20 protein-coding genes and 1 riboswitch are annotated in these 26,391 nt (G+C 63.4%); of the genes, 11 read left to right on the top strand and 9 right to left on the bottom strand.

Annotation, left to right across the window (positions count from 1 at the left end; genetic code table 11):
* The coding region (locus tag EWM57_RS12545) for a lamin tail domain-containing protein (RefSeq protein WP_129921496.1) at positions 1-2,804 on the bottom strand (2,804 nt) is incomplete at its 3' end.
* A 172-nt stretch (positions 2,805-2,976) separates the two neighbouring features.
* Here EWM57_RS12545 and EWM57_RS12540 point away from each other — a divergent pair.
* The 3 genes from EWM57_RS12540 to EWM57_RS12530 all read left to right on the top strand — a co-directional run bounded on the left by EWM57_RS12540 (position 2,977) and on the right by EWM57_RS12530 (position 5,403).
* Entirely contained in the window at positions 2,977-3,975 is a 999-nt protein-coding gene (locus EWM57_RS12540; RefSeq protein ID WP_129921495.1) for an aspartate-semialdehyde dehydrogenase, read from the top strand.
* Between the two features lie 31 nt (positions 3,976-4,006).
* Entirely contained in the window at positions 4,007-4,483 is a 477-nt protein-coding gene (locus tag EWM57_RS12535) for an energy transducer TonB (RefSeq protein WP_129921494.1), read from the top strand.
* A 248-nt stretch (positions 4,484-4,731) separates the two neighbouring features.
* Positions 4,732-5,403: an energy transducer TonB gene (locus tag EWM57_RS12530; protein WP_165370504.1), complete on the top strand. Its 672-nt coding sequence runs from the start codon at positions 4,732-4,734 to the stop codon at positions 5,401-5,403.
* Positions 5,404-5,440: 37 nt separating this feature from the next.
* On the opposite strand, the gene EWM57_RS12525 is transcribed toward EWM57_RS12530, so the two are convergent.
* Both EWM57_RS12525 and EWM57_RS12520 read right to left on the bottom strand, forming a co-directional pair.
* Positions 5,441-6,196: an alpha/beta fold hydrolase gene (locus EWM57_RS12525; RefSeq protein WP_129921492.1), complete on the bottom strand. Its 756-nt coding sequence runs from the start codon at positions 6,194-6,196 to the stop codon at positions 5,441-5,443.
* 158 nt (positions 6,197-6,354) lie between these two features.
* A complete protein-coding gene (locus EWM57_RS12520; RefSeq protein ID WP_129921491.1) occupies positions 6,355-6,888 on the bottom strand; it encodes a YceI family protein in 534 nt (177 codons plus the stop codon).
* A 302-nt stretch (positions 6,889-7,190) separates the two neighbouring features.
* On the opposite strand from EWM57_RS12520, the gene EWM57_RS12515 reads away from it, so the two are divergent.
* The gene (locus tag EWM57_RS12515; RefSeq protein ID WP_129921490.1) at positions 7,191-10,298 is read left to right on the top strand and encodes a PAS domain S-box protein; all 3,108 of its coding nucleotides are present in this window, start codon (positions 7,191-7,193) and stop codon (positions 10,296-10,298) included.
* Between the two features lie 72 nt (positions 10,299-10,370).
* Here the strand turns inward: EWM57_RS12515 and dxs are convergent, their stop codons facing one another.
* Complete coding sequence (gene dxs / locus EWM57_RS12510) at positions 10,371-12,305, bottom strand: 1-deoxy-D-xylulose-5-phosphate synthase (protein ID WP_129921489.1); 1,935 nt, start codon at positions 12,303-12,305, stop codon at positions 10,371-10,373.
* A gap of 270 nt (positions 12,306-12,575) precedes the next feature.
* Between dxs and EWM57_RS12505 the strand changes: the two genes are divergently transcribed.
* Positions 12,576-13,685 carry a lysylphosphatidylglycerol synthase transmembrane domain-containing protein gene (locus tag EWM57_RS12505; protein ID WP_242510055.1) on the top strand — a complete coding sequence of 370 codons (1,110 nt, stop codon included), beginning with the start codon at positions 12,576-12,578 and terminating at the stop codon, positions 13,683-13,685.
* Positions 13,686-13,774: 89 nt separating this feature from the next.
* Here the strand turns inward: EWM57_RS12505 and EWM57_RS12500 are convergent, their stop codons facing one another.
* Entirely contained in the window at positions 13,775-14,188 is a 414-nt protein-coding gene (locus tag EWM57_RS12500; RefSeq protein ID WP_129921488.1) for a hypothetical protein, read from the bottom strand.
* Positions 14,189-14,411: 223 nt separating this feature from the next.
* Between EWM57_RS12500 and EWM57_RS12495 the strand changes: the two genes are divergently transcribed.
* The 5 genes from EWM57_RS12495 to EWM57_RS12475 all read left to right on the top strand — a co-directional run bounded on the left by EWM57_RS12495 (position 14,412) and on the right by EWM57_RS12475 (position 20,864).
* Entirely contained in the window at positions 14,412-14,702 is a 291-nt protein-coding gene (locus EWM57_RS12495) for a LysM peptidoglycan-binding domain-containing protein (RefSeq protein WP_129921487.1), read from the top strand.
* Positions 14,703-14,879: 177 nt separating this feature from the next.
* Positions 14,880-14,993, top strand: a riboswitch (SAM riboswitch).
* A 373-nt stretch (positions 14,994-15,366) separates the two neighbouring features.
* Positions 15,367-16,746 (top strand): O-acetylhomoserine aminocarboxypropyltransferase/cysteine synthase family protein, encoded by a 1,380-nt coding sequence (locus tag EWM57_RS12490; RefSeq protein WP_129921486.1) that lies wholly within the window; start codon positions 15,367-15,369, stop codon positions 16,744-16,746.
* A 261-nt stretch (positions 16,747-17,007) separates the two neighbouring features.
* Entirely contained in the window at positions 17,008-18,036 is a 1,029-nt protein-coding gene (locus EWM57_RS12485) for a homoserine O-acetyltransferase family protein (protein ID WP_129921485.1), read from the top strand.
* Positions 18,017-19,306, top strand: a complete 1,290-nt coding sequence (locus EWM57_RS12480; protein WP_129921484.1) for a homoserine dehydrogenase — start codon at positions 18,017-18,019, stop codon at positions 19,304-19,306. The genes EWM57_RS12485 and EWM57_RS12480 overlap by 20 nt, the downstream gene beginning before the upstream one ends.
* Positions 19,307-19,442: 136 nt before the next feature.
* Positions 19,443-20,864 (top strand): MATE family efflux transporter, encoded by a 1,422-nt coding sequence (locus EWM57_RS12475; protein ID WP_129921483.1) that lies wholly within the window; start codon positions 19,443-19,445, stop codon positions 20,862-20,864.
* Positions 20,865-20,910: 46 nt separating this feature from the next.
* On the opposite strand, the gene EWM57_RS12470 is transcribed toward EWM57_RS12475, so the two are convergent.
* Positions 20,911-22,149 (bottom strand): alpha/beta hydrolase, encoded by a 1,239-nt coding sequence (locus EWM57_RS12470; protein WP_129921482.1) that lies wholly within the window; start codon positions 22,147-22,149, stop codon positions 20,911-20,913.
* Positions 22,150-22,252: 103 nt separating this feature from the next.
* Here EWM57_RS12470 and EWM57_RS12465 point away from each other — a divergent pair, with 103 nt between their 5' ends.
* Positions 22,253-23,158: a S66 peptidase family protein gene (locus tag EWM57_RS12465; RefSeq protein WP_129921481.1), complete on the top strand. Its 906-nt coding sequence runs from the start codon at positions 22,253-22,255 to the stop codon at positions 23,156-23,158.
* Here EWM57_RS12465 and msrB read toward each other — a convergent pair.
* The 3 genes from msrB to cysS are packed head-to-tail and all read right to left on the bottom strand — an operon-like array spanning position 23,155 to position 26,172.
* Complete coding sequence (msrB, locus tag EWM57_RS12460; RefSeq protein ID WP_129921480.1) at positions 23,155-23,619, bottom strand: peptide-methionine (R)-S-oxide reductase MsrB; 465 nt, start codon at positions 23,617-23,619, stop codon at positions 23,155-23,157. The two genes, EWM57_RS12465 and msrB, sit on opposite strands and share 4 nt — an antisense overlap.
* A gap of 29 nt (positions 23,620-23,648) precedes the next feature.
* Positions 23,649-24,680: a M28 family peptidase gene (locus EWM57_RS12455; protein ID WP_129921479.1), complete on the bottom strand. Its 1,032-nt coding sequence runs from the start codon at positions 24,678-24,680 to the stop codon at positions 23,649-23,651.
* The gene (gene cysS / locus EWM57_RS12450; protein WP_129921478.1) at positions 24,670-26,172 is read right to left on the bottom strand and encodes a cysteine--tRNA ligase; all 1,503 of its coding nucleotides are present in this window, start codon (positions 26,170-26,172) and stop codon (positions 24,670-24,672) included. The genes EWM57_RS12455 and cysS overlap by 11 nt, the downstream gene beginning before the upstream one ends.
* Positions 26,173-26,391 lie beyond the last annotated feature (219 nt).

Genomic DNA, 26,391 nt, shown 5'->3' with positions numbered 1-26,391 from the left:
CGGGCAAAAAGGCTCCCGCGGGTGCTGCCGCAGACCACGGCGTACTGCCCCGGCAGCAGGCGGGTGGTATCGGGGAAGACGGCCGCGGCCGCAGTGCTGCCGGGCTTGAACAACTGCACGCCGCCCAAATCGAGGATGTTGGCCGACGGATTGTGAATCTCGATAAACTCGGCGGCGGGCAAACCGATGGGCGGCGTTTCGTCGGCGAAGATTTCCGTAATCAGCACCTCTCCCACTTTCGGCGCCACCGGCAGCGCAAATGCTGCCGACACCGCCCCACCCGTCGCGTTGCCCACGCAGTCGACGGCCCGCTGCACGGTCACGGTCTGGGTTTGGTTGGGCAACAAAGGCGTCGTCAGGGTCAGGTCGACGGTGCGAAAGTCGGGGCCGGCGGGGCTGACCTGGGCTACGGCATTGGTCGGGCTGAGGCGGTAAAGCACCGGGTTGGCGGCTTGGGCGCTGTCGAGCTTTTCGGCAAAAAACAGCCGTACCAGCGTGGGCGTGATGGCCAGAGCCCGCAGCAGCGCCGGCGGGGTCCGGTCGGGGTTGGTGGCTTTCACGCTGTTGGCCTTGCCCGGTGTGCCCCCGCTGGGATCCACGCTGGCCGTCCAGTTTTCGATGCCGCCGCAGGGGTTGGCCGGGTCCACCATTTCCAGGCTCCAGCCGCCCTCCGACTTACTCCGGTCCTTGTACCAGGTGCTCGAATACGTTACCTCAAATAGAGTGCGGCCCGTGCGGCCCCGTAGCACCAGCTGGTCGCCGTCGTTGCTCAGGCTAGGGAAGTTGCTCAGGGCGTACACCGTGCCGTAGCGGGCAAAAAGGCTCCCGCGGGTGCTGCCGCAGACCACGGCGTACTGCCCCGGCAGCAGGCGGGTGGTATCGGGGAAGACGGCCGCGGCCGCAGTGCTGCCGGGCTTGAACAACTGCACGCCGCCCAAATCGAGGATGTTGGCCGACGGATTGTGAATCTCGATAAACTCGGCGGCGGGCAAACCGATGGGCGGCGTTTCGTCGGCGAAGATTTCCGTAATCAGCACCTCTCCCACTTTCGGCGCCACCGGCAGCGCAAATGCTGCCGACACCGCCCCACCCGTCGCGTTGCCCACGCAGTCGACGGCCCGCTGCACGGTCACGGTATAGACCTGATTGGCCGCCACAGCCCCCGTTATTGTCAGCTCCACGGCCCGGAAGTCGTAGGGCACGGGTGCCACGCGCTGCACGCCCAGCGCCGGCTGAATACTGTACAGGGCCGGAGCAGCCAGCTGAGTACTGTCGAGCTTCTCGTCGAACTCCAGCCGCAGCAGCGTGGGGCTGACCACCGTCACCCGGCGCAGCTTCGGCGGAGTGCGGTCGGCATTGGCAGCCCGCACGCTGTTGGCCCGGCCGGGCGTGCCGCCAGTGGCGTCGAGGCTGGCGCTCCAGTTGGCGGCGCCCCCGCAGGGGTTGGCGGTGTCTATCATTTCCAGGGTCCAGCCCCCGTCTTTCTTGGCCACGTCGCGGTACCAGGTGTCGGCGTAGCGCACCTCGAAAATCGTGCGGCCGCCGGGGGTTCGCAGGAGAAGCTGGTCGCCGGCGTTGTTGAGGGCGGGGAAGTTGGTCAGGCCGAATACTTTGCCGAAGGCCGCAAACTGCGCCGTGCGAGTGCTGCCGCACACCACGGCATACTCCCCGGGCAGCAGCATGGCCCCGGCCGGAAATACGGCCGGCGCGCTCGTGCTGTTAGGCCGCAGCAGCCGCACCCCGCCCAGATCCAGGGTGAGCGTGGCCGAAGGATTGTGAATTTCCACGAACTCCGAGGCCGGCAGCCCAACGGGCGGCGTTTCGTCGGCCATGATTTCGGTGATGAGCAGCTGGTTGAAGCCCGGCCCCACGGCGGGCACGGTAAACGAGAAGCTGGTCGAGAGCGAGCCGGCGGTGTTGCCGTACAGGTCCGCAACGCTTTGCACGGTCAGGGAGTGGGTACCGGTGGGCAGGTCGGCGGCCAGGGTCAGGTGCACGAGGCCCGGGTCGGTGGCGTCGCGCTGGGCGCTGAGAATAGCCACGGCGCCCGCGTCGAGCTGGAAGCGGCTGGCGCTGGGCAGAATGATGGCCTCGCTGAACAGCACGTCGACCTGCCGGGCCGAAACAGTGGTGGCGCGCACCAGGGCCGGGGCGGTGGCGTCGGTGATGCGGAAGTCGTCGAAGTAGAAGCTGCGGTTGTTGGCCGAGGAATAGGTCACCGTTACGCCGCAGTACTCGCTGCGCTGGTAGGTGGCATCCGGGGCGCTGCCCTCGCTCACGAAGGTGCTGCCGCCGGTCAGGTCGCGCTCCAGGGTCCAGACGTCCTGGGCGCTGCGCGTCACGCGCACCCGCACCGGGTTGTTGGTAGCGGAAACCAGCGTGCCATCGACGCCGTTAATCACGTACACCGGCGTAGCGGCGGCATCCTTACGAAACAGCGCCACCTCGTCGGCCTGGCCGCCCAGGCGCACGAAATAGCCCTTGGTGCCGGTGGCTTTAAGGGTCGCCTGGTCGGCCAGCAGCCACACGTCGGCGTAGTTACCGCTGCTGGTGGCCAGCTTCAGGTTGGCCCAGAACTCCCAGGTGGTGCCGGTGCTGGCCTGGCAGGGCGTGGCCAGTTCCAGGGAAGTGCCCGTAACGGCCGGACCATTGCTTTGCAGTTGTTGGGCCGTAACTTGGAACCCCGTAACGTCGCCGGTCCAGGCGGGGTTCTGGGTGAAGTCGCCGTCGGTGAACGACTCGGTGAGTTGGGCACGGGCAGGACCAGCCAGGATCAGCAGCAGGCAGAATAGCAGATGTTTCACGCGGATTGAAGGAATAGTATTTGCCGAGACGAACGATAATGGGGCTCTAATCACCCTGCATAAGGACAGTAGGCGCTCCTGACGGAACTCAGCGGGAATATAACCAGAATTCAATTCCGCCCGCCAATCTTATCTTTTCCCGACCTGAACAGGTCTTTTGAACCCTTTGCAGATGAAAGTAGCTGTCGTTGGTGCCACCGGTTTAGTGGGTGGCGAAATGCTCAAAGTGCTGGCCGAGCGCAACTTCCCGGTCACCGAACTGCTGCCCGTGGCCTCCGAGCGGTCGATGGGTCAGGAAATTGAGTACCAGGGCAAAAAGTACCAGATTGTGAGCATGGACGACGCCATTGCGGCCCGCCCCGACGTGGCCATTTTCTCGGCCGGCGGCGGCGTGTCCAAGGAGCAGGCCCCGCGCTTTGCCGAGGTCGGCACCGTAGTTATCGACAACTCCTCGGCCTGGCGCATGGACCCGACCAAGAAGCTCGTGGTGCCCGAAATCAACGCCAAGCAGCTCACGCCCGAGGATAAAATCATTGCCAACCCCAACTGCTCCACCATCCAGATGGTGCTGGCTTTGCACAAACTGCACGAGGCGTTTCAGATCAAGCGCATCGTGGTCAGCACCTACCAGAGCGTGACGGGCACCGGCAAAAAGGCTGTGGACCAGCTGCTCGAGGAGCGCGCCGGCCAGCCGGCGTCGAACCCGGCCTACCCCCACCGCATCGACCTGAACGTGCTGCCCCACATCGACGTGTTCGAGGCCAACGGCTACACCAAGGAGGAAATGAAGATGGTGAACGAAACCAAGAAGATTCTCTCCGACGACTCGATTCAGGTGACGGCCACCGCCGTGCGCATTCCCGTGATGGGTGGCCACTCCGAAGCCCTCAACGTGGAGTTTGCCCGCGACTTTGCGCTGGAGGAAGTGTACCGCATCCTGCGCGCCACCGAGGGCGTGGAAGTGGTCGACGAAATCGCCAAAAACAGCTACCCCATGCCCAAAGACGCCCACGGCAAGGACGCCGTGCTGGTCGGCCGCATCCGCCGCGACGAGTCCCAGCCCCGCACCCTGAACCTGTGGGTGGTGGCCGACAACCTGCGCAAGGGCGCCGCTACCAACGCCGTGCAGATTGCCGAGCACATGATTAAGCTGGGTTTGCTGAAAGCGTAGGCTTTTCTGATACCTCCACCCCTTCGCTTTTATGAACTACTTCGTTGTCCTGACCGTGGCCGCTGGCCTGTTGCCGGCCACGGTCTGGGCCCAGACGGCCCGGCCGACCTACTCCGATACCGTTATGGTAGCTGGCAAGGTGATGACGTACGTTGAGCAGATGCCGGTTTTTCCCGGCGGTCAGGTTGCCTTGTATCAGACCCTCGGGCAGACTATTTCCTATCCTACCGAGGCTTTGCAAAAGCGGCTCGAAGGCAGGGTTTTCGTGAGCTTCGTAGTCAGTCCCGCCGGGATTGTGGAAGATATCAAAGTGAGCAAAGGCCTGCATCCGCTGCTCGATGCCGAAGCAGTCCGGGCGGTCAGCAAGCTCCCCGCCTGGCAGCCAGGCCGGCAAAACGGGCGCTTTGTGCCGGTGGCCTATACTTTACCTATCGGCTTCCGGTTGCCGCCCAACGTGGAGCAGATTCTGGCCGAGCGGACCCAGGCCGATAGCACTAGCACGCGCTGAGGCGTATCGTATCCTACGCGCTACCAGCGCCGGGCAGATTGCCGAGCGCATGATTGAACTGGGCTTGCTGAAGGCCTACTCTTCCTCTGTTTCACCACCGTCTTACCATGCGCTTCCCTACTGTTGCCGGCTTGCTGCTCGGCCTACTGTCTCTGCCGGTCACTGCCGCATTTGCTCAGAATCCGAAGCAAGCCAAGCCCGTTCCGTGTCTTAAGCCTGGCCAGCGCGTCTACGAATACACCGAACAGATGCCGCAGTTTCCGGGGCAGCAGGCGGCCCTCAGCCGCTACTTTGCCCAGGCCTTCCGGGTGCCGGCGGTCGGTCCGGCCTCTGGAGCCGGCCCGCGGCGCGTGTTTATTAACTTCGTTATTGCAGCGGACGGGCACATTTGCAATGCTCAGGTTCAGAAGGGAACCGGTGACGCCCTGGAAGCCGAAGCCCTACGGGTAGTAGCCTCGATGCCCAACTGGTATCCGGGCTACCAAAATGGCGAGGCAGTGGCCGTCAGCTACACCCAGTCCTTTACGGTGCCGCCCACCCCCGTGGCGGCCGAAGTACCCGCACTGCCGGCCGATAAAGTCAGTCAGCCGCCTCGCTTTATCGTGGTCAAGCAGTCAAACGGGGTAGAGTTGACCCTGGAAAACCAGCTGCGCGCCAACTCCGCCGGGCTGCCCGACGGCCACGCTCCCATCACCGTGCCGGTCCAGTTTGTCATTGACACCACTGGCTTGGTGTCGCAGGTGAAGCCCCGGTCGGGTCCGGGGATTACTCAGCGCATACAACAGCGGGTGGAAGAAACCGTGTACCGGCTCCGCTGGGAGCCGGCCCGGCAGCAGGGCCGCAAAGTACCCGTCACCTACCAGGCAGTTGTGACGGTATATCCAAACTACGCGGCTCCCATCACGCCGGCTAAGAAATAGGGTGTACTGCCCTGGCCAGTATAAACAGATGGCCTTCTTATCCGGCTATTTCTTCCGCTAGTTGCAGAATAGCCCGGCGCGTTAGCTCGGGCTCCTCAAAATAGGCCAGGTGCCCGACGTCGGCCAGGAACAGGGCGTGGGCCACGGGCGCCAGCGGGGCCTGGGCTACCGACTGCTCCAGGGGCACGGCCACATCGTCCTTGCCCGCCACCAGCAGCACCGGAAACTTGGCCGTGCGCAGCACGTTGGTACGGTCAGGGCGGGCGGCCATGGCCCGCATGCCGCCGATGATGGTTTCGGCGGGCGTGGCCTTGCCGATTTCCTCCAGAAACTCCCGCTGCCGGCCCATCGACTCCCGGTGGGCGGGCGCAAACAGGGGCCGGATAAATGATTCCATGAACTTCTCCACCCCGTGGCGCTCCACGAAGGCCACGTTTTTCTCGCGGTTGGCCTTTTTTTCCTCCGAGTCGGCGTAGGCCGAGGAATTAATCAGGGCCAGGCCGGCCACCCGCTCGGGCCACCGCTCGGCAAAGGCCAGGGCCACGTAGCCACCCATGCTGTGGCCCACCAGAAGCGCCTTGCCGACGCCGGCGGCCTGAAGCTTGTCGGCCACGTAGCGGGCTTGGGCCTCCATGCTGTAGTCGCGCACGTCGTGGATGTTGGTGCCGTGACCGAGCAGGTTCAGGTTCAGCACCCGGTAGTGCTCCGGCAGTCCCGGCAGCAACTCCGACCAGATTTCGCGGCTTTCGGCAAAGCCGTGGAGAAAAACGAGGGTAGGTTGAGAGGCAGGCATACGGACAGTTGGCAGATAGAGGTGTGGAGACGCAAATATGCGTCCCGGCGGCGGTTTAAACACGAAGAAGCCGAAGCAGCAGGCGCTACTTCGGCTTCTTAAGCAGGAAGGCCGCCCGGAGCCCGTGGGGCAGATCCGCGGGCCTGAGCGACCAACAATTAGGCTTGCTTGGTGAACTGCACGCTGGCCGAGAGCTTCACGTCCTCGCTTACCACGATGGAACCCGCTTCGGTTACGCCGCTCCAGGTCAGGCCGAAGTCTTTGCGGTTGATTTTGCCCGTCACGTCGAAACCAGCTTTGGTGTTGCCGTAGAAGTCGCCGGCGGCGCCGCCGTACTCCACGTCGAAGGTCACGGGGTTGGTGACGCCGTGAATGGTCAGGTCGCCGGTCAGCTTGTAGTCTGAGCCGCTCACTTTCGTGAAGGAAGTCGACACGAAGGTCAGCTGAGGATACGTGGCCGCGTCGAAGAAGTCGGCGCCCTTCAGGTGCTCGTCGCGCTGCTCCTGGTTCGTGTCAATGCTGTTGATGTCGGCCGAGAAGCGCACTTTGGCGTTTTCAAACGAGTCGCCCTCGGTTTCGGCTTCGCCCTCGAACTTTTTGAACGAGCCCGTAACGGTCGAAATAACGAGGTGCTTTACTTTGAACTGAACTTCGGAGTGGGTTGGGTCAAGCGCCCATTTGGTCGTAGCCATGATGAAGGAAAAGTTGAAAGTGAAAAGTTAATTTTCAGGGTGAGTCCGGTTGTAGCCAGCTTACTTACTTAGCTGCTCCGGCGTTGCAAACATACGAACTAATGTACATACATCATTGTACATACATTAGTTCGCTCGGATAAATTTTGCCTCTTTAAATTCAAACCCCATACAATAATCATTATATTTTCAAACGATTACCCTGCCCCGACTACCCCAGAAAAACGCCGTTCCACAATTGGGTAGCGGAAATCGTACTGCCCGCCGTTCTTGGCTCCGGCTCACCTAACCTGTTTCCTGTCGTGCATCTTTCCACTGCCAGCCCCGTTCCTGACACCGGCAATCCAAGCTTCGCCTTGCTGGAAGATGTGTTTGCCGCCGTGGTGCTGGTCGGCCGCGACGGGCGCCTGACGTGGGCCAACCCGGGCCTGGAGCAACTCACGGGCTACGCCTCACCCCTGCCGGAACTGCTACTGCACGCCCTGGCCGAAGCGGGCGTGTCCCCCGATGAATTCCGGCGCCAACTGGCGGCAGCCCAGCCCCTGCGCTTCGATTTGCGGTTGCGGCGCGCTGATAGTCGCACCGTGTGGGTGCGCCTCAAACTCCAGCCCCAGCCCCACCCCGCCCCTTTCATCGGGCTTTTGGAAGACATTACGGCCCTCAAACAAGCCGAAGAAACCGTGCAGGCCTACGCCCAACGCTGGCGGCAGGCCATTGAGCGGTTTGGCGACGGGGCCTGGGAATTCAATTACCAAACCGGCGAGGAGTTTTTCTCGGAGGCCTACCGCGTGATGCTGGGCTACCCCGCCACCGGCCCCGACGCCATGCCTGGCACCTGGCTGCAGCACGTGCACCCTGACGACCTGGCCAAGAGCCAGGATGCCTCCGCAGCCTACCTGCGGGGGGAGGCACCCATGTACTCGGTGGAGCGCCGCCTGCGCTGCCACGACGGTAGCTACAAGTGGGTGCTCACCCGCGGCATGATTACGCAGCGCGACGAACACGGCCAACCGTTGATTATGACGGGGGTGCACACGGATATTTCGGCCGTCATCCAGGCCAATGCGGCGCTCGAAGCCAGCTCCCTGCGCCTGTCTACCACCATTTCCAACTTTCAGGAGGGCGTGCTGCTGGAGGATGAAAACCACCGGGTGGTGCTGGCCAACGAAGCCGTGTGCCGCATCTTCCACCTCCCCACCACTCCCCAGGAGCTGATTGGCTACGACACCACTTCCCTGGGCCGCGACATCAAGGGCCTGCTTCAGCACCCCGAGGAGTTTTTGCAGCGCTACAATGCCATTGTCCAGCAGCAGCAGCTGGTGACCGGGGAGCTGTTTGTGCTCAACGACGGCCGGACGCTGCAGGCCGACTTCGTACCCATCTTCGTGGAGGACCGCTACATTGGTCACCTGTGGAAATTCGTGGACATCACGGAGCGCAAAAACAGCGAGGATGCCCTGCGCCAAAGCGAAGAGAAGTACCGCGCCATCATCGAAAACATGAACCTGGGCCTGCTGGAGATGGATCTGGCGTGGCAGGTCACCTACGTCAACCAGGCCATTTGCGACATCACGGGCTTCTCGCGGGAAGACTTTATTAATGGCCTGGTGATGAGCCGGCTGGTCAGCCCCCAGGACTACGGGCTGCTCCAGGCCAAGGAAAGCCGCCGCCAGCTCGGCGACTCAGAGACGTACGAGCTGGCCATTACCAGCAAAAACAACGAGCCGAAATGGCTGCTGATCAGCGCCGCGCCGCTCTACAACGACCACCACGAGGTGCACGGCACCATCGTCATTGCCCTCGACATCACCCACCAGAAGCAGCTGGAAAACCATTTGCGGGCGGCCAAGGAGCAGGCCGAGGAGTCGGTGCGGGCTAAGGAGCTGTTTCTGGCCAACATGAGCCACGAGATTCGCACGCCCATGAATGCCATTCTGGGGATGGGGCAGCTGCTGGCTAAGACCCAGCTCACCCACACTCAGCAAACCTACCTGCACGCCATTGCCACTTCCGGGGAAAACCTGCTGGTCATTCTGAACGACATTCTGGATCTGTCGAAAATCGGGGCCAACCAGCTCCAGCTCGAGCGAATTGGGTTCAGCGTGCCCGGCCTGCTGCGCCAGATCGACAAGAGCCTGCACTTTAAAGCCGAGGAAAAAGGCCTGCTATTCCGCGTGGTGGCCGATGAGCGGCTGCCCGCCGTCCTGCTCGGCGACCCTTACCGCATTACGCAGGTGCTGCTGAATCTGGCCGGCAACGCCCTCAAGTTCACGGAGCGCGGCTCCGTGCAGGTTGCCTGCGAACTGGTAGCCGCCACGGACTCCCAGGTCGAGCTGCACTTCCAGGTCGAGGACACCGGCATCGGCATCGACGCGGAGTTTCTGGCGGATATCTTCAACGAGTTCAGCCAAGAAGACTCCTCCGTCACGCGCAAGTTTGGGGGCACCGGGCTGGGGCTCAGCATCAGCCGCCAATTGGTGCAACTCATGGGCGGCGAAATCCAAATTGACAGCCAGAAGCACCGCGGCACCTGCATTCACTTCCGGCTGCACCTACCCATCGGTCAGCCCACCGACCTGCCCCAGAAAACCGTGGTGACGGCCAGCGCCCGGGAACGGCTGCGGGGCCAGCGCGTGCTGTTGGTTGAAGACAACTACTTCAACCGTCAGATTGCCAAAGGATTTCTCCACAATGCCGGCCTGCTGGTGGAGGAAGCCGAAAACGGGGCGCTGGCCGTGGAGCTGGCGCGTCACCACGTCTTCGACACCATTCTGATGGACGTGCAGATGCCGGTGATGAACGGCCTGGAAGCTACGGCCTACCTGCGCGAGCAGCTCGGGCTGGGCACGCCCATCATTGCCCTGACCGCCAACGCCATTAAAGGGGAGCGGGAGAAATGTCTGCAGGCCGGCATGAACGATTACCTCTCCAAGCCCTTTCAGGAAGAGGATCTGCTGAAGATGCTCAGCCGCTGGACTCTGGGCGAGGTGGCCACCGAATCGGTGGTGCAGGAGCCCCTTATTGCCCTGGACTCGCCGGCCGCCGCTGCTCCTTTCTACAACCTCGACCTGGTGCGGCAGATTGGGCAAAACGACCCGGCCTTTACCGTGCTTATGCTGGAATCCTTCATTGAAAGCAGCGAGGAAGCCATTCAGGAAATGTCGGCGGCCGTAGCCCAGCAGGATGTGCAGCTGCTGCGCGCCGCCACCCACAAGCTTAAGCCCAGCCTCGACCACCTGCAGGTCTACCGCATCCTGCCCGGCGTGGTGGAGCTGGACTCCTGGCAAATGCCCTTCGATGAGGCCGTGCTGCCGCCTCTGGTCGAGCAGACGGTCCGTTTGCTCCGCCAGCTCATCACGCAACTCACCCAGGAACTGCACCAGCTGCAGCTAGAGCTGGGGTCAGCCTAGGTCCCTGCTGAGAAGTCAAAAAGCCGAAGCACCCCGGGGATGCTTCGGCTTTTTAGTTTACGGTCGGTAGGGCTAGAATAACACCTTGGTGGCGCTGGCGGCTACTTTGTCGTTGAGGGTGCGCACGGCGGCGGCAATACCGGCGGCGTCGAAGCCGCACTCCTTGTAGAGCTCGTCCTGGGTGCCGTGCTCCACCACCCGGTCCGGGATGCCCAGGCGGGTGACGGGCAGGTGGTAGCCGTGGTCGGCCATAAACTCCAGCACCGCGGCGCCGAAACCGCCGGGCAGGCAGCCGTCTTCCACGGTCACAATGGCCTTGTAGCGGCTGCATACGGCGGCCAGCATTTCCTCATCCAGGGGCTTGCAGAAGCGCATATCGTAGTGGCCGGCGCTGATACCCTCGGCGGCCAGCTGGGTCGTGGCCTTCACGGCGTAGTTGCCGATGTGGCCGATGCTGAGGATGGCCACGTCGTCGCCCTCGCGCACCACCCGGCCGGTGCCCACAGCAATCTTCTTGAACGGCAGGCGCCACTCCGGCATCACGCCTTCCCCGCGGGGGTAGCGGATGGTGAACGGCCCCATGTCGGGCAGCTGGGCCGTGTACATCAGGTTGCGCAGCTCTTCCTCGTTCATCGGCGCCGACACCACCATATTGGGAATGCAGCGCATGTAGGCCAGGTCGTAGCAGCCGTGGTGGGTGGGGCCGTCGGCGCCGGCAAAACCGGCTCGGTCGAGGCAGAATACCACGTTCAGATTTTGCAGCGCCACGTCGTGCAGGACCTGGTCGTAGGCCCGCTGCATGAAGGACGAGTAGATATTGCAAAACGGTACCAGCCCTTGCGTAGCCATGCCGGCGGAAAACACAACGGCGTGCTGCTCGGCAATGCCCACGTCGAAGGCGCGGTCGGGCATGGCGTCCATCATGATGTTGAGCGAGGAGCCCGACGGCATGGCCGGCGTGACGCCCATCACCTTGCTGTTCTGCTCGGCCAACTCCACCATCGTGTGCCCGAATACGTCCTGGTACTTGGGCGCCTGCGGGGTGTCGTGGTGCTTTTTGTAAATCTCGCCGGTGATTTTGTCGAACAAGCCCGGGGCGTGCCACAGGGTCTGGTCTTTCTCAGCCAGGGCGTAGCCTTTGCCCTTCACCGTCACGCAATGCAGGATCTTGGGGCCCGGAATGCTTTTCAGGTCGTTCAGGATGGTCACCAGGTGCTGCACGTCGTGCCCATCCACGGGGCCGAAATAGCGGAACTTGAGGGCCTCAAACAGATTGCTCTGCTTCATCAGCGTGGCCTTCATGGCCGCTTCCACCTTGCGGGCCACCTGCTGGGGGTTGGGACCAAACTTGCTGAGCTTGCCCAGCACGTTCCAGAGCTCGTCGCGCACCTTGTTGTAGGTGCGGGAGGTGGTGATGTCGGTGAGGTATTCCTTGAGCGCGCCCACGTTGGGGTCGATGCTCATGCAGTTGTCGTTGAGAATGACCAGCAGGTTGGAGTTGGTCACGCCGGCGTGGTTCAGGGCCTCGAAGGCCATGCCGGCCGTCATGGCTCCGTCGCCGATAACGGCAATGTGCTGGCGGTCGAATTCGCCTTTATAGTCGGAAGCCACGGCCATGCCCAGGGCCGCGCCGATGCTGGTGGAGCTGTGGCCCACGCCGAAGGCATCGTACTCGCTTTCCTTGCGCTTGGGGAAGCCCGACATGCCCCCGTAACGGCGGTTGGTCGGAAACCGGTCCCGGCGGCCGGTCAGGATTTTGTGGCCGTACGCTTGGTGGCCCACATCCCACACGAGCTGGTCGTAGGGCGTGTTGAACACGTAGTGCAGCGCCACCGACAGCTCGACCACGCCCAGCGAAGCCCCGAAGTGTCCCCCGTAGATGGACACGGAGTCGATGATGAACTGGCGCAGCTCCTGGCTTAGCTGCACCAACTGCTCCGGGCTGAGCTTCTTGAGGTCGTCGGGCGAGTCAATGGCCGCCAGCAGTTCACCGGGTTCAACAATCATCTTCGAATGGGACAAGGAGGGGATTTTAGCAGGCAACAAGCGGGTAGCTCAAAAGGTTAGTCCGATTCAGGCTGGCGCGCGAGGCTGGCAAAGTTACGATTTTTCCGCGCCGTCGGTTGTGGCCCCCGGCCCCACTGGGCAGCGGCACTGGCGGTCCTGGTTTTGCCCCGCTGCACCGCGCTGCCTCCCCGGCCTCCCGGGTACCGAACCGGCCTGCTATTCTTGTGCTTAACTCGGTTTTAACGCGGCCGGGGGGAATATTGCCTACTTTTGCGTCCTTCCACTTTTCGCCTGCCCATGCCGCTCACCCAGCAGAACAACCAGGAAAAGCAGCTGCTGCACAAGCTGCGGCCCTCGCGCATCGTGCTGCCGGTGCTGCTGGGCCTGAGTGTGGTGGGCTTCATGTTCTGGCGTAGCTATCAGCCCGGCGACCTGGCCCCGCTGGCCCACGCCAAGCTGCACTGGCTGCTGCTGATGCTGGCCGTGCTGGTGGCCCGCGACGCGGGCTACGTGTACCGCATCCGCCACATTGCCGAGCGGGAGCTGACCTGGCGGGCCAGCCTCGACGTGATTATGCTCTGGGAATTTGCTTCCTGCGTGCTGCCCTCGGCCGCCGGCGGTACGTCGGTGGCGCCGTTTATTCTTAACAAGGAAGGCATCAGCCTGGGCAAGTCGTTGGCCTACGTGATGGTCACGGCCCTGCTCGACAACCTCTACTACGTCATCACGGTGCCGCTGGTGGTGTTGCTGGCCGGCAACGCGCTGTACCCCCACGAGGTATTGCAGGGCGGCCTGATTACGACCCTGCGCGTGGCCTTCGTGTTCAGCTACATTTCCGTGACCGTCTATGCCGGCCTGATGCTGTACGCGCTGTTTATCAACCCGCTGGCGGTGAAGCGGCTGCTGGTGCGGCTGTTTTCGCTGCGCGGCCTGCGCCGGTGGCGGGCCAAGGCCTACCAGCACGGCAACGAGATGGTGTGGGCCTCGGCCCAGCTGCGCGGCAACGGCGCCCGGTACTGGCTGCGCGCTGCCCTGTCCACGGCCTTCGTCTGGACGGCCCGCTACGCGGTTATCGGCTGCATCATTGCGGCCTTTATCGACGTCAGTGCTGGCGAGTTTGCCCTCATTTTCGGCCGCAACCTCACCTACAAGGTCATTCTGCTCATTGCCATTACCCCGGGCGGGGCCGGCATTGCCGAGGGCGCCTTCCCCACTTTTTTCGGCAAGTTTATCGGTACGCCCACCATGACCAACTTCATCGTGTTGCTCTACCGCATCGTCACGTACTACCTCTACCTGGTGCTGGGCGCCATCTTTCTGCCCCGCTGGATTACCCGGATTTTCGGGCACCCCGAGCCGGCGGCATCCCAGCCTGCTTAGTCAGGCTGAGCCAGTGCACAACGCAAAAAAAGCCCCGCTGAAGTCATTCAGCGGGGCTTTTTTATGGAGTTAGTCGAATCAGCGGCTGCTTAGTCGGCCTCCAGCATCATGCTCGAGCCGTCGGTGCCTTTGAGGGTCATTTTCTTCTCGGTCAGGTTCGTCACGTCGAAGGCCATGCTGGTGGTACCGCCGTCGGGAGTCAGGGTGATTTTCTTGCCGGGCTGGTCGAAGCTGTACTTGCCCTGCATGGTCTGGTTGGGCGAGGTCATGTTGAAGGTACCGTTGGCGAAGAAGCGCAGCTCGGTGTCCTTGTCGGCGCTGGTCTGGGCCACTTTGTCGCCGCTGGCGGTGGTTTCCTTATCGGTCTTCCACACCTTGCTGTCGGTGCCGTAGAGCATGTTGGTTTCGCCGACTTTGTCGGGCTGGCTGCAGCTGGAGACAAACAGGGCAACGAACATCAGCAGGCTGGCCAGGTAATGCAGGGGAGTGCTTACGCGTTTCATGGAAGTGGTGTAAGGGTTGAAAAGAGAGAGAACACAACTAAATCGACCCAGAGCACAACCCTGGGTCGGCGTTTCTTACGGCAAGGGATTAAAAGAGTTAAGCTCCTATATTCTCTTTCGCCAATGGGCAACCTAATCAGTAAGGCGGCGTAAGAACGCCTGAAACCGTGAGGCTTAGGCCACTACGAAACTTCTCTCCTTTCACCCTAACCGACACACAACCATGGGACTGTTCGATTTCCTCAATAATAAAGGCGAAGAAAAACCAGTTGAGGCCCCTAAGCCCGGCACCACCGGCAACACCGACTTTTTTGGCAACAAAGACGCCGCTGCTCCCGCGGGCACTGGCACTTCTTACACCGTAGTGAGCGGGGATTCCCTGTCGAAAATTGCCAAGCACCACTACGGCGACGCCGCCAAGTGGCACCAGATTTACGACGCCAACAAGGGCATTATCGGCTCCAACCCCGACCACATCGAAGTTGGTCAGGTGCTGAACCTGCCCACGCTGTAAGGCTATTTTGCCTTTGCGCTTTGTTTGAAAAACGCTGCTCCCACCCGGAGCAGCGTTTTTTTGTGGCGCCAAAATATTCGCAGAAACTTTTCCGCGGATTTGCGCTTCTCAATTCCGGGTGTACATTTGCACCTACCAATCCGGTACTCCCCCGCTAGCGGTGGGGCAGTTTTCAAGAATTTATACAGAAGTGGCGAGAGAACAGGCTCCGTGACCCACTGGCAACCATCGGTAGTACGAAAGGTGCCAATTCCTGCCCGTTTCGGCATCTGCCGGCGGGACAGATAAGTTGAGTACCATGAAAAACTCCCTTTTCTCCGCCTTCCTATCCCCATCCGCCCTGGCTGCCTCCCTGCACGCCGGCTTGCTGATGGGTTTTCGCGTTGTGGCTTCCCTGCGGCCGGCTTCGGCCCGTGAGGCCGAGCGAATGTGCTGTTGTTGCGTGTGCTGTTGCTAGCCTGATTCCGGCTTAGCCCCTCCCCATCTTCCTTTTTGGCTCTCTGCGTCCGGCAGCCACTTCGTGTGCGCTTCCGACCGGATTCAGCCGGGCTTTGCGCAGCCTTTGTCGGCTTCGTGGCCCCCGCCGACCGGCCCCTTCAGGCGCCGCGGCTTCCCTCCCGCATCCCGTCATTTCTTCCCGAAAATCTTCTTTTTCTGCCGCCTTATGTCGACGCCAGCCTTGCACTTCGAAACCCTTCAGCTCCACGCCGGCCAGCAGCCCGACCCGACCACGGGTTCCCGCGCCGTGCCCATTCACCAGACGACTTCCTACGTCTTTAAAAGCGCCGAACACGGGGCCAACCTGTTTGCCCTCAAGGAATTCGGCAATATCTACACCCGCCTGATGAATCCCACCACCGACGTGTTTGAGCAGCGCGTGGCAGCCCTCGAAGGCGGCGTGGCGGCCCTGGCTACGGGCTCGGGGCAGGCGGCGCAGTTTATTGCCCTGAACAACATTCTGCAGGCCGGCGACAACTTCGTGAGTACGGCTTTTCTCTACGGGGGCACCTACAACCAGTTCAAGGTGGCCTTCAAGCGCCTGGGCATCGAGGTGCGCTTCGCCGACGGCGACAACCCGGCCTCGTTTGAGCCCCTGATTGACGAGCGCACCAAGGCCATCTACCTCGAAACCATCGGCAACCCGAGCTTCAGCATCCCCGACTTCGAGCGGATTGCGGCTCTCGCCAATAAGCACGATTTGCCCCTGATTGTGGACAACACCTTCGGGGCGGGCGGCTACCTGTTTCGGCCCCTGGAGCACGGTGCCCACATCGTGGTGGAGTCGGCCACGAAGTGGATCGGCGGGCACGGCACCAGCGTGGGCGGCGTCATTGTCGACGGCGGCACCTACGACTTCGGCAACGGCAAGTTTCCGCAGTTCACCGAGCCTTCCGAGGGCTACCACGGCCTTGTGTTCAACGACGTGTTCGGCAAGGGCGGGCCGTTCGGCAACATTGCCTTCATCATCCGGGCCCGGGTCGAGGGCCTGCGCGACTTCGGCCCCGCCATCAGCCCGTTCAACTCCTTCCAGCTGCTTATCGGGCTTGAAACGCTGAGCTTGCGGGTGGAGCGCACGGTGGAAAACGCCCTGCGCCTGGCTACCTGGCTCGAGCAGCACCCGCAGGTGGAAAGCGTCAACTACCCCGGCCTGAAAAGCAGCCCCTACCACACCTTGGCTCAGAAATACCTCAAGCGCGGATTCGGCGGCGTGCTGAGCTTCCAGATCAAGGGCAGCAAGGAAACCGCCATCCGCTTTATCGACAACCTGAAGCTGGTCAGCCACCTGGCCAACGTGGGCGACGCCAAGACCCTTATCATTCAGCCCTCGGCCACCACCCACCAGCAGCTCAGCGACGCCGAGCAACTGGCGGCCGGCGTCACGCCGACCTCGCTGCGGCTGTCGGTGGGCATCGAGCATTTCGACGACATCCGGGCCGATTTGGCCCAGGCATTTGAGGCCGTGCGCACTGCCGCCGCGCCTACCGACTCGGGCAGCACCCTGCTGCAGCCTGAGCCTGAGCATGCTGCTCCGCTGGAAGTATAGAGAGAGGAACCGGCGGCGGTTCGTTTGAGGGAATGAGAACCGTCGCTTATCCAGCCGGAGCAGTTTGGGGCCGGGCGGGTCGTTTCGTTGTGAGAGAGGAAACGACCTTCCCCCGGCCCCGCAATAGCCCGGGCTGAGTCGGCCGCGGCGAGAAAACTATTCCATGGGTGGGAGAACAACTCGCTGCGCGCCCGGCTCGGCCCGCGCGCTATTGCTCGAATTTGCTGCCGCCGCGCGCGGCAGCCAGAATGGATTGCACTTATGACCCACGACGAGGTATTTACGCTGCCCGCGCCGCTGTCCCTGGAAAGCGGCGCCGTGCTGCCCCAGGTGCGGGTGGCCTACCGCACGGTGGGCACGCTCCGGCCCGACGGCGCCAACGTCGTCTGGGTGTGCCACGCCCTGACGGCCAATGCCGACGTGCTGAGCTGGTGGCCCGGCCTGTTCGGGCCCGGCTGCCACTTCGACCCGGCCGACTGGTTTATCGTCTGCGCCAACGTGCTGGGTTCCTGCTACGGCAGCACTGGTCCGCTGACGCCGGTTGCCGCCGGCGCGGCGCCCCTGTACCAGGAGTTTCCGCTCGTGACGGTGCGCGACATGGTGGTGGCCCACGAGCAGTTGCGCCACCACCTGGGCCTGCATCGGATTCACACCCTGATTGGCGGCTCCTTGGGCGGGCAGCAGGCTCTGGAATGGGCCGTGCAGCGGCCGGCCGTGTTTGAGCACCTAGTGGTATTGGCTACCAACGCCCAGCACTCACCTTGGGGGGTGGCTTTCAACGAGGCCCAGCGCCTGGCCATTTTCGCCGACCCCACCTACCACGCCGCTACGCCCCAGGGCGGGCAGGCCGGTTTGCAGGCGGCCCGGGCCGTGGCTTTGCTCAGCTACCGCAGCTACGCAGCCTACGGGCTCAGCCAGGCCGAAACCGACGACGCCAAGCTCACCGACTACCGGGCCAGCTCCTACCAGCGCTATCAGGGCGCCAAGCTCGGGGCCCGCTTCGACGCCTACAGCTACGTGGTGCTGAGCCGGGCCATGGACTCCCACCACCTGGGCCGGGGCCGGGGTGGCGTGCCGGCCGCTCTATCCCAGATCCGGGCCCGCGTCCTGGTTATCGGCATCAGCTCCGACGTGCTGTTTCCGCCCGAAGAGCAGCTGCTGCTGGTCCGCCACATCCCCGGGGCCCACTACGCCGAAATGGCTTCCGACTACGGTCACGACGGTTTTTTGATTGAAACCGCCCCCATCACTCACCTTCTCGAACGATTCTATGTCCAGTCTTTCGCCTAATAGCTCCCGTTTTGCCCAACCCAGCCCGGCCCCTTCGCCGGCGGCCCCGCTGCGCGTGGGGTTGATCGGGTTTGGCTGCGTGGGGCAGGGAGTGTACGACATTCTGCGGCGGCAGCCCAACGCCGGGGCCGAGGTGCGGCGCATTGCCGTTAAGAACCCCGACAAGGTCCGTTCCCTGCCCGCTGAAAGCTTCACTTATCACGCCGATGAACTGCTCGCCGACCCTGACCTGGACGTACTGGTGGAGGTTATCGACGACGCAGCAGAGGCCTTTCGGCTGGTGAGCACGGCCCTGCGCCACGGGCGGCGCGTCGTGACGGCCAACAAGGCCATGGTGGCCGAGCACTTGGCCGAACTAGTGGCGTTGCAGCAAACCCACGGCGGCACGCTGCTCTACGAGGCGGCAGTTTGCGGCAGCATCCCGGTTATCCGCACCCTGGACGCCTACTTCGGACAGGAGCCTTTGCGCAGCGTGAGCGGCATTGTCAACGGCTCCTCGAACTACGTGCTGACCCGCATGGGCCTCGACGGGGCCGACTACGCCCCGGCCCTGGCCGAAGCCCAGGCCAAAGGCTTTGCCGAAACCGACCCCACCCTCGACATGGCCGCCTTCGATCCGCGGGCCAAGGCCGTAATTCTGGCGGCCCACGCCTACGGAGTGCTGCTGAGTCCGGCGCAGGTGCTCAACCTGGGCATCGAAAACATCAGCGCCACCGACATTGCCTACGCCGGGCTGGCAGACCAGAAAGTGAAAGTTGTGGCCGGCCTCTACCTACTGCCCGACGGCCAGCTCACGGTGCTCGTGACGCCCCAATTCGTGAGTTCTGACTCCCCACTGTACGCCGTGGATGAAGAATTCAACGGGGTGGTTATCGAAGCTGAGTTTGCCGGTTCGCAGTTTCTGCGCGGGCGGGGCGCGGGCGGGCACCCCACCGGCTCGGCCGTGCTGGCCGACTTGGCCGCCCTGCGCGGCGACTTCCGCTACGCCTACGCCAAGCTCGGCGCGCCCTTGTCTTACACCACCGACCTGGAGCTGAAAATCTACCTCCGCACCGACCACGAGGTGCTGCTCGACCAGCTGGGTTTCACCGACATCAGCGAGGAAGCCGACGAGGACGGCTACGTGGTGGGTTACGTGCCGCTCGATGCCCTGCTCCAGCACCGCGACGCGCTGCGCAAAGCCGGCGCCTTCGTGGCCCGCACCGGCAACGTACGCCCCGGCACAGTGCACTCCGAGGAAAATCCGGCGCTGGAAGAAGTAAGCTGCTAGCCGCTGGCAGGAAGCCCCGTTGAACGCCTTTCTCCGGCTCGGAGAAAGGCGTTTGGCGTATTACCCCCGCAGACTAAGTGGTGGCTTCCTCAGTGCCCATTCCGACTTTCCGGGCCTGGGCGCGTATGCGAAGTCTATGCCCGCTCCTACCACGCTCCGCCCCAGCCTCACCCAGGGCTCCATACTCAAAGCCCTGCTGACCCTGGCCGGCCCCATTGTGCTGGGCAACCTGCTGCAAACCGGCTACCAGCTCGTCGACGCCTTCTGGGTGGGCCGCCTGGGTGCCGACGCCGTGGCGGCCGTGGCCGTGAGCTTCCCGGTCAATTTTCTGCTCATTGCCCTGGGTTCGGGCTTTTCGGTGGCCGGCTCGGTGCTGGTAGCCCAAAATTTCGGGGCCCGCAACTTGGCGCTGGTCAACCACATTGCGGCCCAGTCCCTGGTCCTGATTCTGAGTCTGGCGCTACTGCTGACCGTGGGCGCTTACTTCGGCTCCCCGGCCATTCTGCACCTGATTGGCGTGGGACCCGACATCTTCGCCGAGGCCAACGCCTTCCAGCGGGTGCTGTTTCTGGGGCTGGTCTTCAACTTCGGCTTTCTGATGTTTCAGGCCCTGATGCGGGGCGTGGGCGAGGTGCGGATTCCGCTCTACATCAACATCGTGACGCTGGGGCTGAATTTCCTGCTCGACCCGCTCTTTATCTACGGCTGGGGGCCGGTGCCGGCAATGGGCGTGGCGGGGGCGGCTCTGGCCACCGTGAGCACCCAGATTCTGTCGGTGCTGGTGGGGATGGTGGTGCTGCTGCGGGGCAAGTCGGGCATTGCGCTCAGCTTCCGCGGCTTCCGCCCCGACTTTGCCCTGATGAAGCGCGCCTTCACCCTGGGCGTGCCGTCGTCCATCGACCTGTCGGCCCGGGCCTTGGGCATGTCCATGATGACGGTGCTGGCTACGGGTTTCGGCACCACGGTACTGGCAACCTACGGCATTGGCTCCCGCATTTTGGCCCTGGGCATTATTCCGGCCCTGGGCGTGAGTCTGGCCTGCTCCACATTGGTAGCCCAGAACCTCGGGGCCCGCAACCCCGACCGGGCCCTGCGCACGGCTTATTACGCCATCGGGCTGAGCTTTACCTTGCTCTTAGTGGTGGGCGCGGCCGTGTACGCGGCAGCGGACCCGCTGGTGCGCTTTTTTCTATCCGGCGACGAGGCCGTAACCCGCGACGCGGTGGAGTTTGTGCGCATCACTTCCTTTAGCCTGTGCTTCACGGGGGTACAGCAGTCGGTGTCGGGGGCGCTGCGCGGGGCCGGCAACACGCTGGCGGCCATGCTGCTGACCATCATCGGGGCCTGGGTGCTGCAATTTCCGGTGGCCTGGTACCTATCGAGCCACACCAGCTTGGGCTTCCGGGGGCTGTGGTGGTCGTTTGTGGTGGCCAACGTGGTAATGGCCATACTAGCGGGCCTGTGGTTTTGGCGCGGCGGCTGGCACCGCCCCGAGTTGGCCGACCCGCTTCAAAGCGAGGCCGACGCCACCGGCCCGCTGGCCGACAAAGCCGGGTAGCAAGCTGGTGGCGTCGGTCAAGCAGGCCGCGCGCTTATCGGCCGGTTTATTCAAATACAATTCGCTGCTCAACGCCGGTTTCCCCGCGCAGCAGGTACAGCCCGGCCCGTAGCGCCCCGCGGGACACCACCTGCTCGGGCTGCTCCCAGCGGAAGCGCCGCACCACCCGGCCCGTAGCATCCAACAACTCCAGCGGCTGGGGCCGGAAAACCATGCCCGCGGCGGCAACGAGGCGCACGGCCTCAGTAGCCGGCACCGGATACACCTGCATCAGGCTCAGGCTGACCGGGGCCCGGCGGGCCGTAACGGTGCCCGGCTCCCGCAGGATGGGCCGCAGAAAGTCGCGCAAGACGCGGAACGTGGTGTCCATGTAGGCCACGCCGGTGGCGCTGGTACCATTATAGGGCACGTGGCCGGCTCCTTTGAAAGGCTTAAGCGTGTTAGACACGCCCACCGCGTCGGCCCGGGGCTTGATGGCACCGCTGCCGTAGAGACGCTGGGGCGGCAGACCCAGGCCGGGCGTACCCACGCCATAGGGCACGGTGGCGTCGGCAGTGCCGTGCAGGCTTACCAGCGGCACGCTGCCTGCCTCCAGCCACTCCCGCCGGCCCAGGGCCCCGCACAGGTTGATGCAGCCGCGCACGGCACTCACGTAGCCCGGGTTGCCGCTGTTGCCTTCCAGCCCGCCGAGCTGGGAAATGTTGTAGTAGGCGGGCACTTCGCTGTCCTTATCAAGGTAGGCGGTTTGTAAGGCCACGAAGGCCCCGGCCGAGGAACCACCGGCGAAAATGTAGCCCGAGTGCACCCGGTACTGCCGGGCGGTAGCCGCATCCTGGCGGAAAAAGCGCACCGCAGCCCGCATGTCCTGGGTGGCCACAATGGCCTCGCGGCCCAGGGTGATGGTGTCAGCGGGGGTGAGCAGCTGCAGCGGGCTGATGAGGCGATAGTCGATGCTGGCCGTCACGTAGCCGAGCCGGGCAAAGCGGGTGCAGATTTCGGTCATGGGCTGGTCGCTCTTGGAGCCCGTGACAAACGCACCCTCGTGGGCAAAAATCAGCACCGGCCGCTGCGGATTCGTGTCGCCGGTGGGCTGGTAAATATCCATGCGCAGCGTCTGGGTGGCGCCCTGCAAGGTCACGGCCGAGCCGAAAACCACGTTCTGGGTGACGGTCACGTTGGCAAAGAGCGGCTTGTAATAGCGGCCGCCGGTGGTGTCAATCTGGGCCGAGGCCCGGGTGGCCAGCAGCAGGGCCAGCAGGGTCAGAAAAGCGGAAAGGTGTTTCATAGCGGGCAACGGAAAAGGTCTACCTGTCAGGACGAGTAGCGGGCGGGTTAGGTTCGGCCGATTTGCAGCCGGTGCGTAAGTTCGGAGCTTCTACCTTTGTCGCATGCCCATCACCCCTCCCGCTCTCCGCCCCGGCGACCAGGTCGCCATCGTCGGCACCGCCCGCAAAGTTTCGTTTGAGGAAATGGCCGCGGCCGTGGAAATCCTGACCGGCTGGGGCCTGCGCGTGGTGCTGGGCGAGTCCATCACAGCCGAGCACCACCAGTTTGCCGGCCCCGACGAGCTCCGGGCCCGCGACTTGCAGCAACAGCTCGACAACCCCGACATCCGGGCCGTTATCTGCGCCCGCGGGGGCTACGGCACCACCCGCATCATCGACCAGCTCGACTTTTCGGGCTTTGCCCGCCACCCGAAATGGATTGCCGGCTTCAGCGACATCACGGCCCTAAACTGCCACCTGCTACGGTTGGGCTACGAAAGCATCCACGGGGTCATGGCCTTTATCTTCAACCAGACCGGCGGGGACGAATCATTGGAAAGCCTGCGCCGGGCCCTGTTTGGGGAGTCGGTGTCCTATTCCGCCCCGGCCCACCCGCTGAACCGCTTTGGCACGGCCGTCGGTGAGCTGGTGGGCGGCAACCTGAGCTTGCTCCAGAACCTGACCGGCACCGCCTCCGACTGCCCCACGGCCGGCCGCATTCTGTTCTTGGAAGACATTGCCGAGTACCTGATGAACGTGGACCGCATGCTGGTGCACCTCGACCGCACCGGCAAGCTCCGCGACCTGGCCGGCCTGCTGGTGGGCCACTTCACCGACCCGCAGGACAACGCCATTCCCTTCGGCCAGACCGCCTACGAAATCATCGACACCTACGCCCGCAAGTACAACTTCCCGGTGGCCTATAGCTTTCCCGTCGGCCACGAGCCCCAGAACATGGCCCTGATCTGCGGGCGCCGGGCCCGGCTGGTGGTGGGGGCGCAAGGCACGCGGCTGGAGTACGCCGACTAGCCCGGCGGCGCCGGCTGAGCCGGCCGGTGCTCCAGGCTCACCGAATTCAGGCAGTAGCGCAGGCCAGCCGGCGCTGGCCCGTCGGGAAAAACGTGACCCAGGTGCCCGTCGCAGACGTTGCAGAGCACTTCGATTCGCTCCATGTTCAGGCTGTCGTCGAAGGCGTAGCGCACCGCGTTTTTGGTGGCCGGCTGGGTGAAGCTGGGCCAGCCCGAAATGGCGTGGTACTTCTCCGTGGCCGCAAACAGCAAGCTGCCGCACCCCACGCAGTGATAGTGCCCCGGCGCGTAGGTGCGGCAGTATGCGTTGCGGTACGGCGACTCCGTGCCCTTGTGTCGCAGCACCGCCAGCTGGGCCGGGGTAAGCTGGGCGGCCCACGCCGCGGCCGGGCGCTCCACCCGCCGGGAGGGTTCGGGGTTGCCGTATTTGGCAAACCGGAGCACGTCGATCCAGCGCAGCACGACCTGGTTTTCTGCCAACTGCCGCCGCTCTACTCGCCGTACAGGGTTTGAATCACCGTCTGGCCCACCGCCTTGAGCGTGCGCTTGTCGATGATGCTCATGTTGTCCTGGGTGGTATGGTGGTAGGCGGGAAACTCGCCGGCCGGCGAAAAGTCGATGATGTCGATGGTGCGCACGCCGGCCCGGTTGGTGTACACGTGGTCGTCGTCGATGCCGGGGCTGTCCTGAAACAGGAAGTAGTCGGAGTAGCCGATCTGGGAAGCCGTGTTCCAGACTTTGTCCACGATGTCGCGGGCACTTTCGCGCGACTGGCCTTCGCGGCTAAACCGGCCGCCCTTGGCGCCGACCATGTCGAGCAAAATGCCGTAGCTGGGCTTGTAATTGGCGGGCAGCATGTGCTGGCCCCAGTATTGGGAGCCCAGGCACCAGCTTTCTTTGCCCTGGGCCTCAAGCTGGTTTTTCAGCTCGCCCTGGGTGGAGGAATCGTAGCCGTAGTCCTCGGAATCAAACAAGATGAAGTCGACGCCGACGCTGGGCTGGAGGCTGTCGGGCTGGGCAGCCAGCAGGCGGGCCATTTCCAGGGCAATACCCACGCCGCTGGCCCCGTCGCAGGCCCCGTCGATGGGCGCGTTCTTTTTCACGGGGTCTTTGTCGCCAAACGGCCGGGTATCCCAGTGGGTGAAGATGGCAATGCGGCGGGCCGCGGTGGGCGCAAACTGGGCCACGATGTTGCGGGAGCGCAGCATCTTACCGTCGAAAGCCATGGCCTCGAAAGGCTGTTCCCGTACGCTCAGCCCGAAGCTCTTGAATTTCTGCACCACCCAGTCGCCGGTGGCCACGTGGGCTTTGGTGTTGGGCACGCGGGGACCAAACGCCACCTGCTTGGCGGTGTAGGCGTAGGCCGAGTCGGCGTTGAAGGCCGGGGCTGCGGGCAGCTTGGGCTCATCCGCGGCAGTGGTATCGGCGGGCGTATCGGCGTTTTTGGGTTTGTCGTCGCCGCAGCCGGTGGCCAGCAGCAGGGCTGCCAGCGCGGGGGCCAGCCAGATCCGGTTATTCTTCATATGCCCAGTCGATGCCGGTTTTGAGGTCTTTGATAATAATGCCCTGGCCTTTCAGGGCGGCCCGAATCTGGTCGACCTTGCCGTAGTCCTTGCTGGTTTTGGCTTCCTGGTAAAACCCGAGCGTGAGAGCCAGCAGATCCTCGGCGTTGGCCCGGGGCTCATCCACGAGGCCTAGCACGTCGACAACCAGCGTGCGGTAAGCCGTAGTAGCCTCGTCCAAGGCAGCCTTGCTCACCGCGGCCAGCGTGGCGAGGTTGGCGAAGAAGCCGTTGAACTTGCGCACCAAGTTAAACAAGTTGGCCAAGGCCTTGGCCGTGTTCAGGTCGTCGTTGAGGCCTACGAACACATCGGCCACGAGCTTGCGCAGCTCGGCGTCGCCTTTTTCAGTATCGGCGTCGGGCGCAACGCCCTCGGGTAGTTGGAGCTTGTCGAGCAGGCGCAGGCCGTTCATGAGCTTGCGGTAGCCCTTACGCGAGGCCTGCAGTGCGTCGTCGGAAATGTCAACGGGGCTGCGGTAGTGAGCCTGGAGCAGGAAGAAGCGCGCCACCATCGGCGAGTACGCCTGCGACAGGGTGTTGTTGGTGCCCTCAAACAGCTCGGAGATGGTCACGAAGTTGCCCGCCGACTTGCTCATCTTGGTTCCGTTCACCGTAATCATGTTGTGGTGCATCCAGATCCGGGCCTCGTCGGAGTGGGAGTGGCTGCCCTGGCTCTGGGCTATTTCGCACTCGTGGTGGGGGAACATCAGATCCAGCCCGCCGCCGTGGATGTCGGAGAGCTGGCCCAGGTACTTGCGGCTCATGGCCGAGCACTCCAGGTGCCAGCCCGGGAATCCCTCGCCCCAGGGCGAAGGCCAGTGCATCAGGTGTTCGGGCGCGGCCTTTTTCCAGAGCGCAAAGTCTGCGGCGGAGCGTTTCTCGTCCTGCCCGGCGAGGTTGTCGCGGGAGCCGGCCAGCAGCTCCTCCACCACGCGGTTGGAGAGCTTGCCGTAGGCGCGGCCGGCGGCGTTGTAGGCGGGCACATCGAAGTACACCGAGCCATTGACTTCGTAAGCGAAGCCGTTGGCCAGGATTTCCTCAATCAGCTGAATCTGCTCGGTGATGTGGCCGGTGGCCCGGGGCTGAATGTCGGGCGGTAAGCAGCCCAGCACCTCAATGTGGCGCTGGTAGAGGTTGGCGTACTGCTCGGCAATCTGCATGGGCTCGATGTGGCGGGCCCGGGCGGCCTTGGCCATCTTGTCCTCGCCCTCGTCGGCGTCGCTTTCTAAGTGGCCCACGTCGGTGATGTTGCGCACGTAGCGCACGGTGTAGCCGAGGTGGCGCAGGTAGCGCGTCAGCACGTCGAACACTACCGGCCCGCGGGCGTTGCCGATGTGAGCCTCACTGTAGACGGTCGGGCCGCACAGGTACACGCCGGCAAACGGCGCGTGGACGGGCGTGAAAAGCTCTTTTTTGCGGGTAAGGGTATTGTAAAGCGAAAGCGGGTGCTGCATGGAGCAAAAGTAGCAAGATTTGGCGGGCGGCGGCATGCAAAAACCAGGCAGTAGCCTGATCGTTTTCGGCACTATATACTCCCGCTGAGCGCTGACCGCCGCTCCTATATAGCGCCAGCCGGCCCGAATTCAGTCAAAGACGGCATTCTGAGAGTACAAAAACTCTTTTGGCCAGTATAAAAAGTTCATTTGCCAGTACACCCCGCCGCGGCTTTACTC

The organism is Hymenobacter persicinus (genome assembly GCF_004167665.1).
Classification (GTDB): domain Bacteria; phylum Bacteroidota; class Bacteroidia; order Cytophagales; family Hymenobacteraceae; genus Hymenobacter; species Hymenobacter persicinus.
Note: the sequence above shows the minus strand (reverse complement) of the source record. Positions and strands in the feature narration are given on the sequence as shown.

Bases quoted from the DNA above. Each gene is read 5' to 3' on its own strand.
- EWM57_RS12540 (WP_129921495.1), top strand. From the start codon at position 2,977: ATGAAAGTAGCTGTCGTTGGTGCCACCGGTTTAGTGGGTGGCGAAATG.
- EWM57_RS12535 (WP_129921494.1), top strand. From the start codon at position 4,007: ATGAACTACTTCGTTGTCCTGACCGTGGCCGCTGGCCTGTTGCCGGCC.
- EWM57_RS12530 (WP_165370504.1), top strand. From the start codon at position 4,732: ATGCCGCAGTTTCCGGGGCAGCAGGCGGCCCTCAGCCGCTACTTTGCC.
- EWM57_RS12525 (WP_129921492.1), bottom strand. From the start codon at position 6,196: ATGCCTGCCTCTCAACCTACCCTCGTTTTTCTCCACGGCTTTGCCGAA.
- EWM57_RS12520 (WP_129921491.1), bottom strand. From the start codon at position 6,888: ATGGCTACGACCAAATGGGCGCTTGACCCAACCCACTCCGAAGTTCAG.
- dxs (WP_129921489.1), bottom strand. From the start codon at position 12,305: ATGATTGTTGAACCCGGTGAACTGCTGGCGGCCATTGACTCGCCCGAC.
- EWM57_RS12500 (WP_129921488.1), bottom strand. From the start codon at position 14,188: ATGAAACGCGTAAGCACTCCCCTGCATTACCTGGCCAGCCTGCTGATG.
- EWM57_RS12495 (WP_129921487.1), top strand. From the start codon at position 14,412: ATGGGACTGTTCGATTTCCTCAATAATAAAGGCGAAGAAAAACCAGTT.
- EWM57_RS12490 (WP_129921486.1), top strand. From the start codon at position 15,367: ATGTCGACGCCAGCCTTGCACTTCGAAACCCTTCAGCTCCACGCCGGC.
- EWM57_RS12485 (WP_129921485.1), top strand. From the start codon at position 17,008: ATGACCCACGACGAGGTATTTACGCTGCCCGCGCCGCTGTCCCTGGAA.
- EWM57_RS12480 (WP_129921484.1), top strand. From the start codon at position 18,017: ATGTCCAGTCTTTCGCCTAATAGCTCCCGTTTTGCCCAACCCAGCCCG.
- EWM57_RS12475 (WP_129921483.1), top strand. From the start codon at position 19,443: ATGCCCGCTCCTACCACGCTCCGCCCCAGCCTCACCCAGGGCTCCATA.
- EWM57_RS12470 (WP_129921482.1), bottom strand. From the start codon at position 22,149: ATGAAACACCTTTCCGCTTTTCTGACCCTGCTGGCCCTGCTGCTGGCC.
- EWM57_RS12465 (WP_129921481.1), top strand. From the start codon at position 22,253: ATGCCCATCACCCCTCCCGCTCTCCGCCCCGGCGACCAGGTCGCCATC.
- EWM57_RS12455 (WP_129921479.1), bottom strand. From the start codon at position 24,680: ATGAAGAATAACCGGATCTGGCTGGCCCCCGCGCTGGCAGCCCTGCTG.
- cysS (WP_129921478.1), bottom strand. From the start codon at position 26,172: ATGCAGCACCCGCTTTCGCTTTACAATACCCTTACCCGCAAAAAAGAG.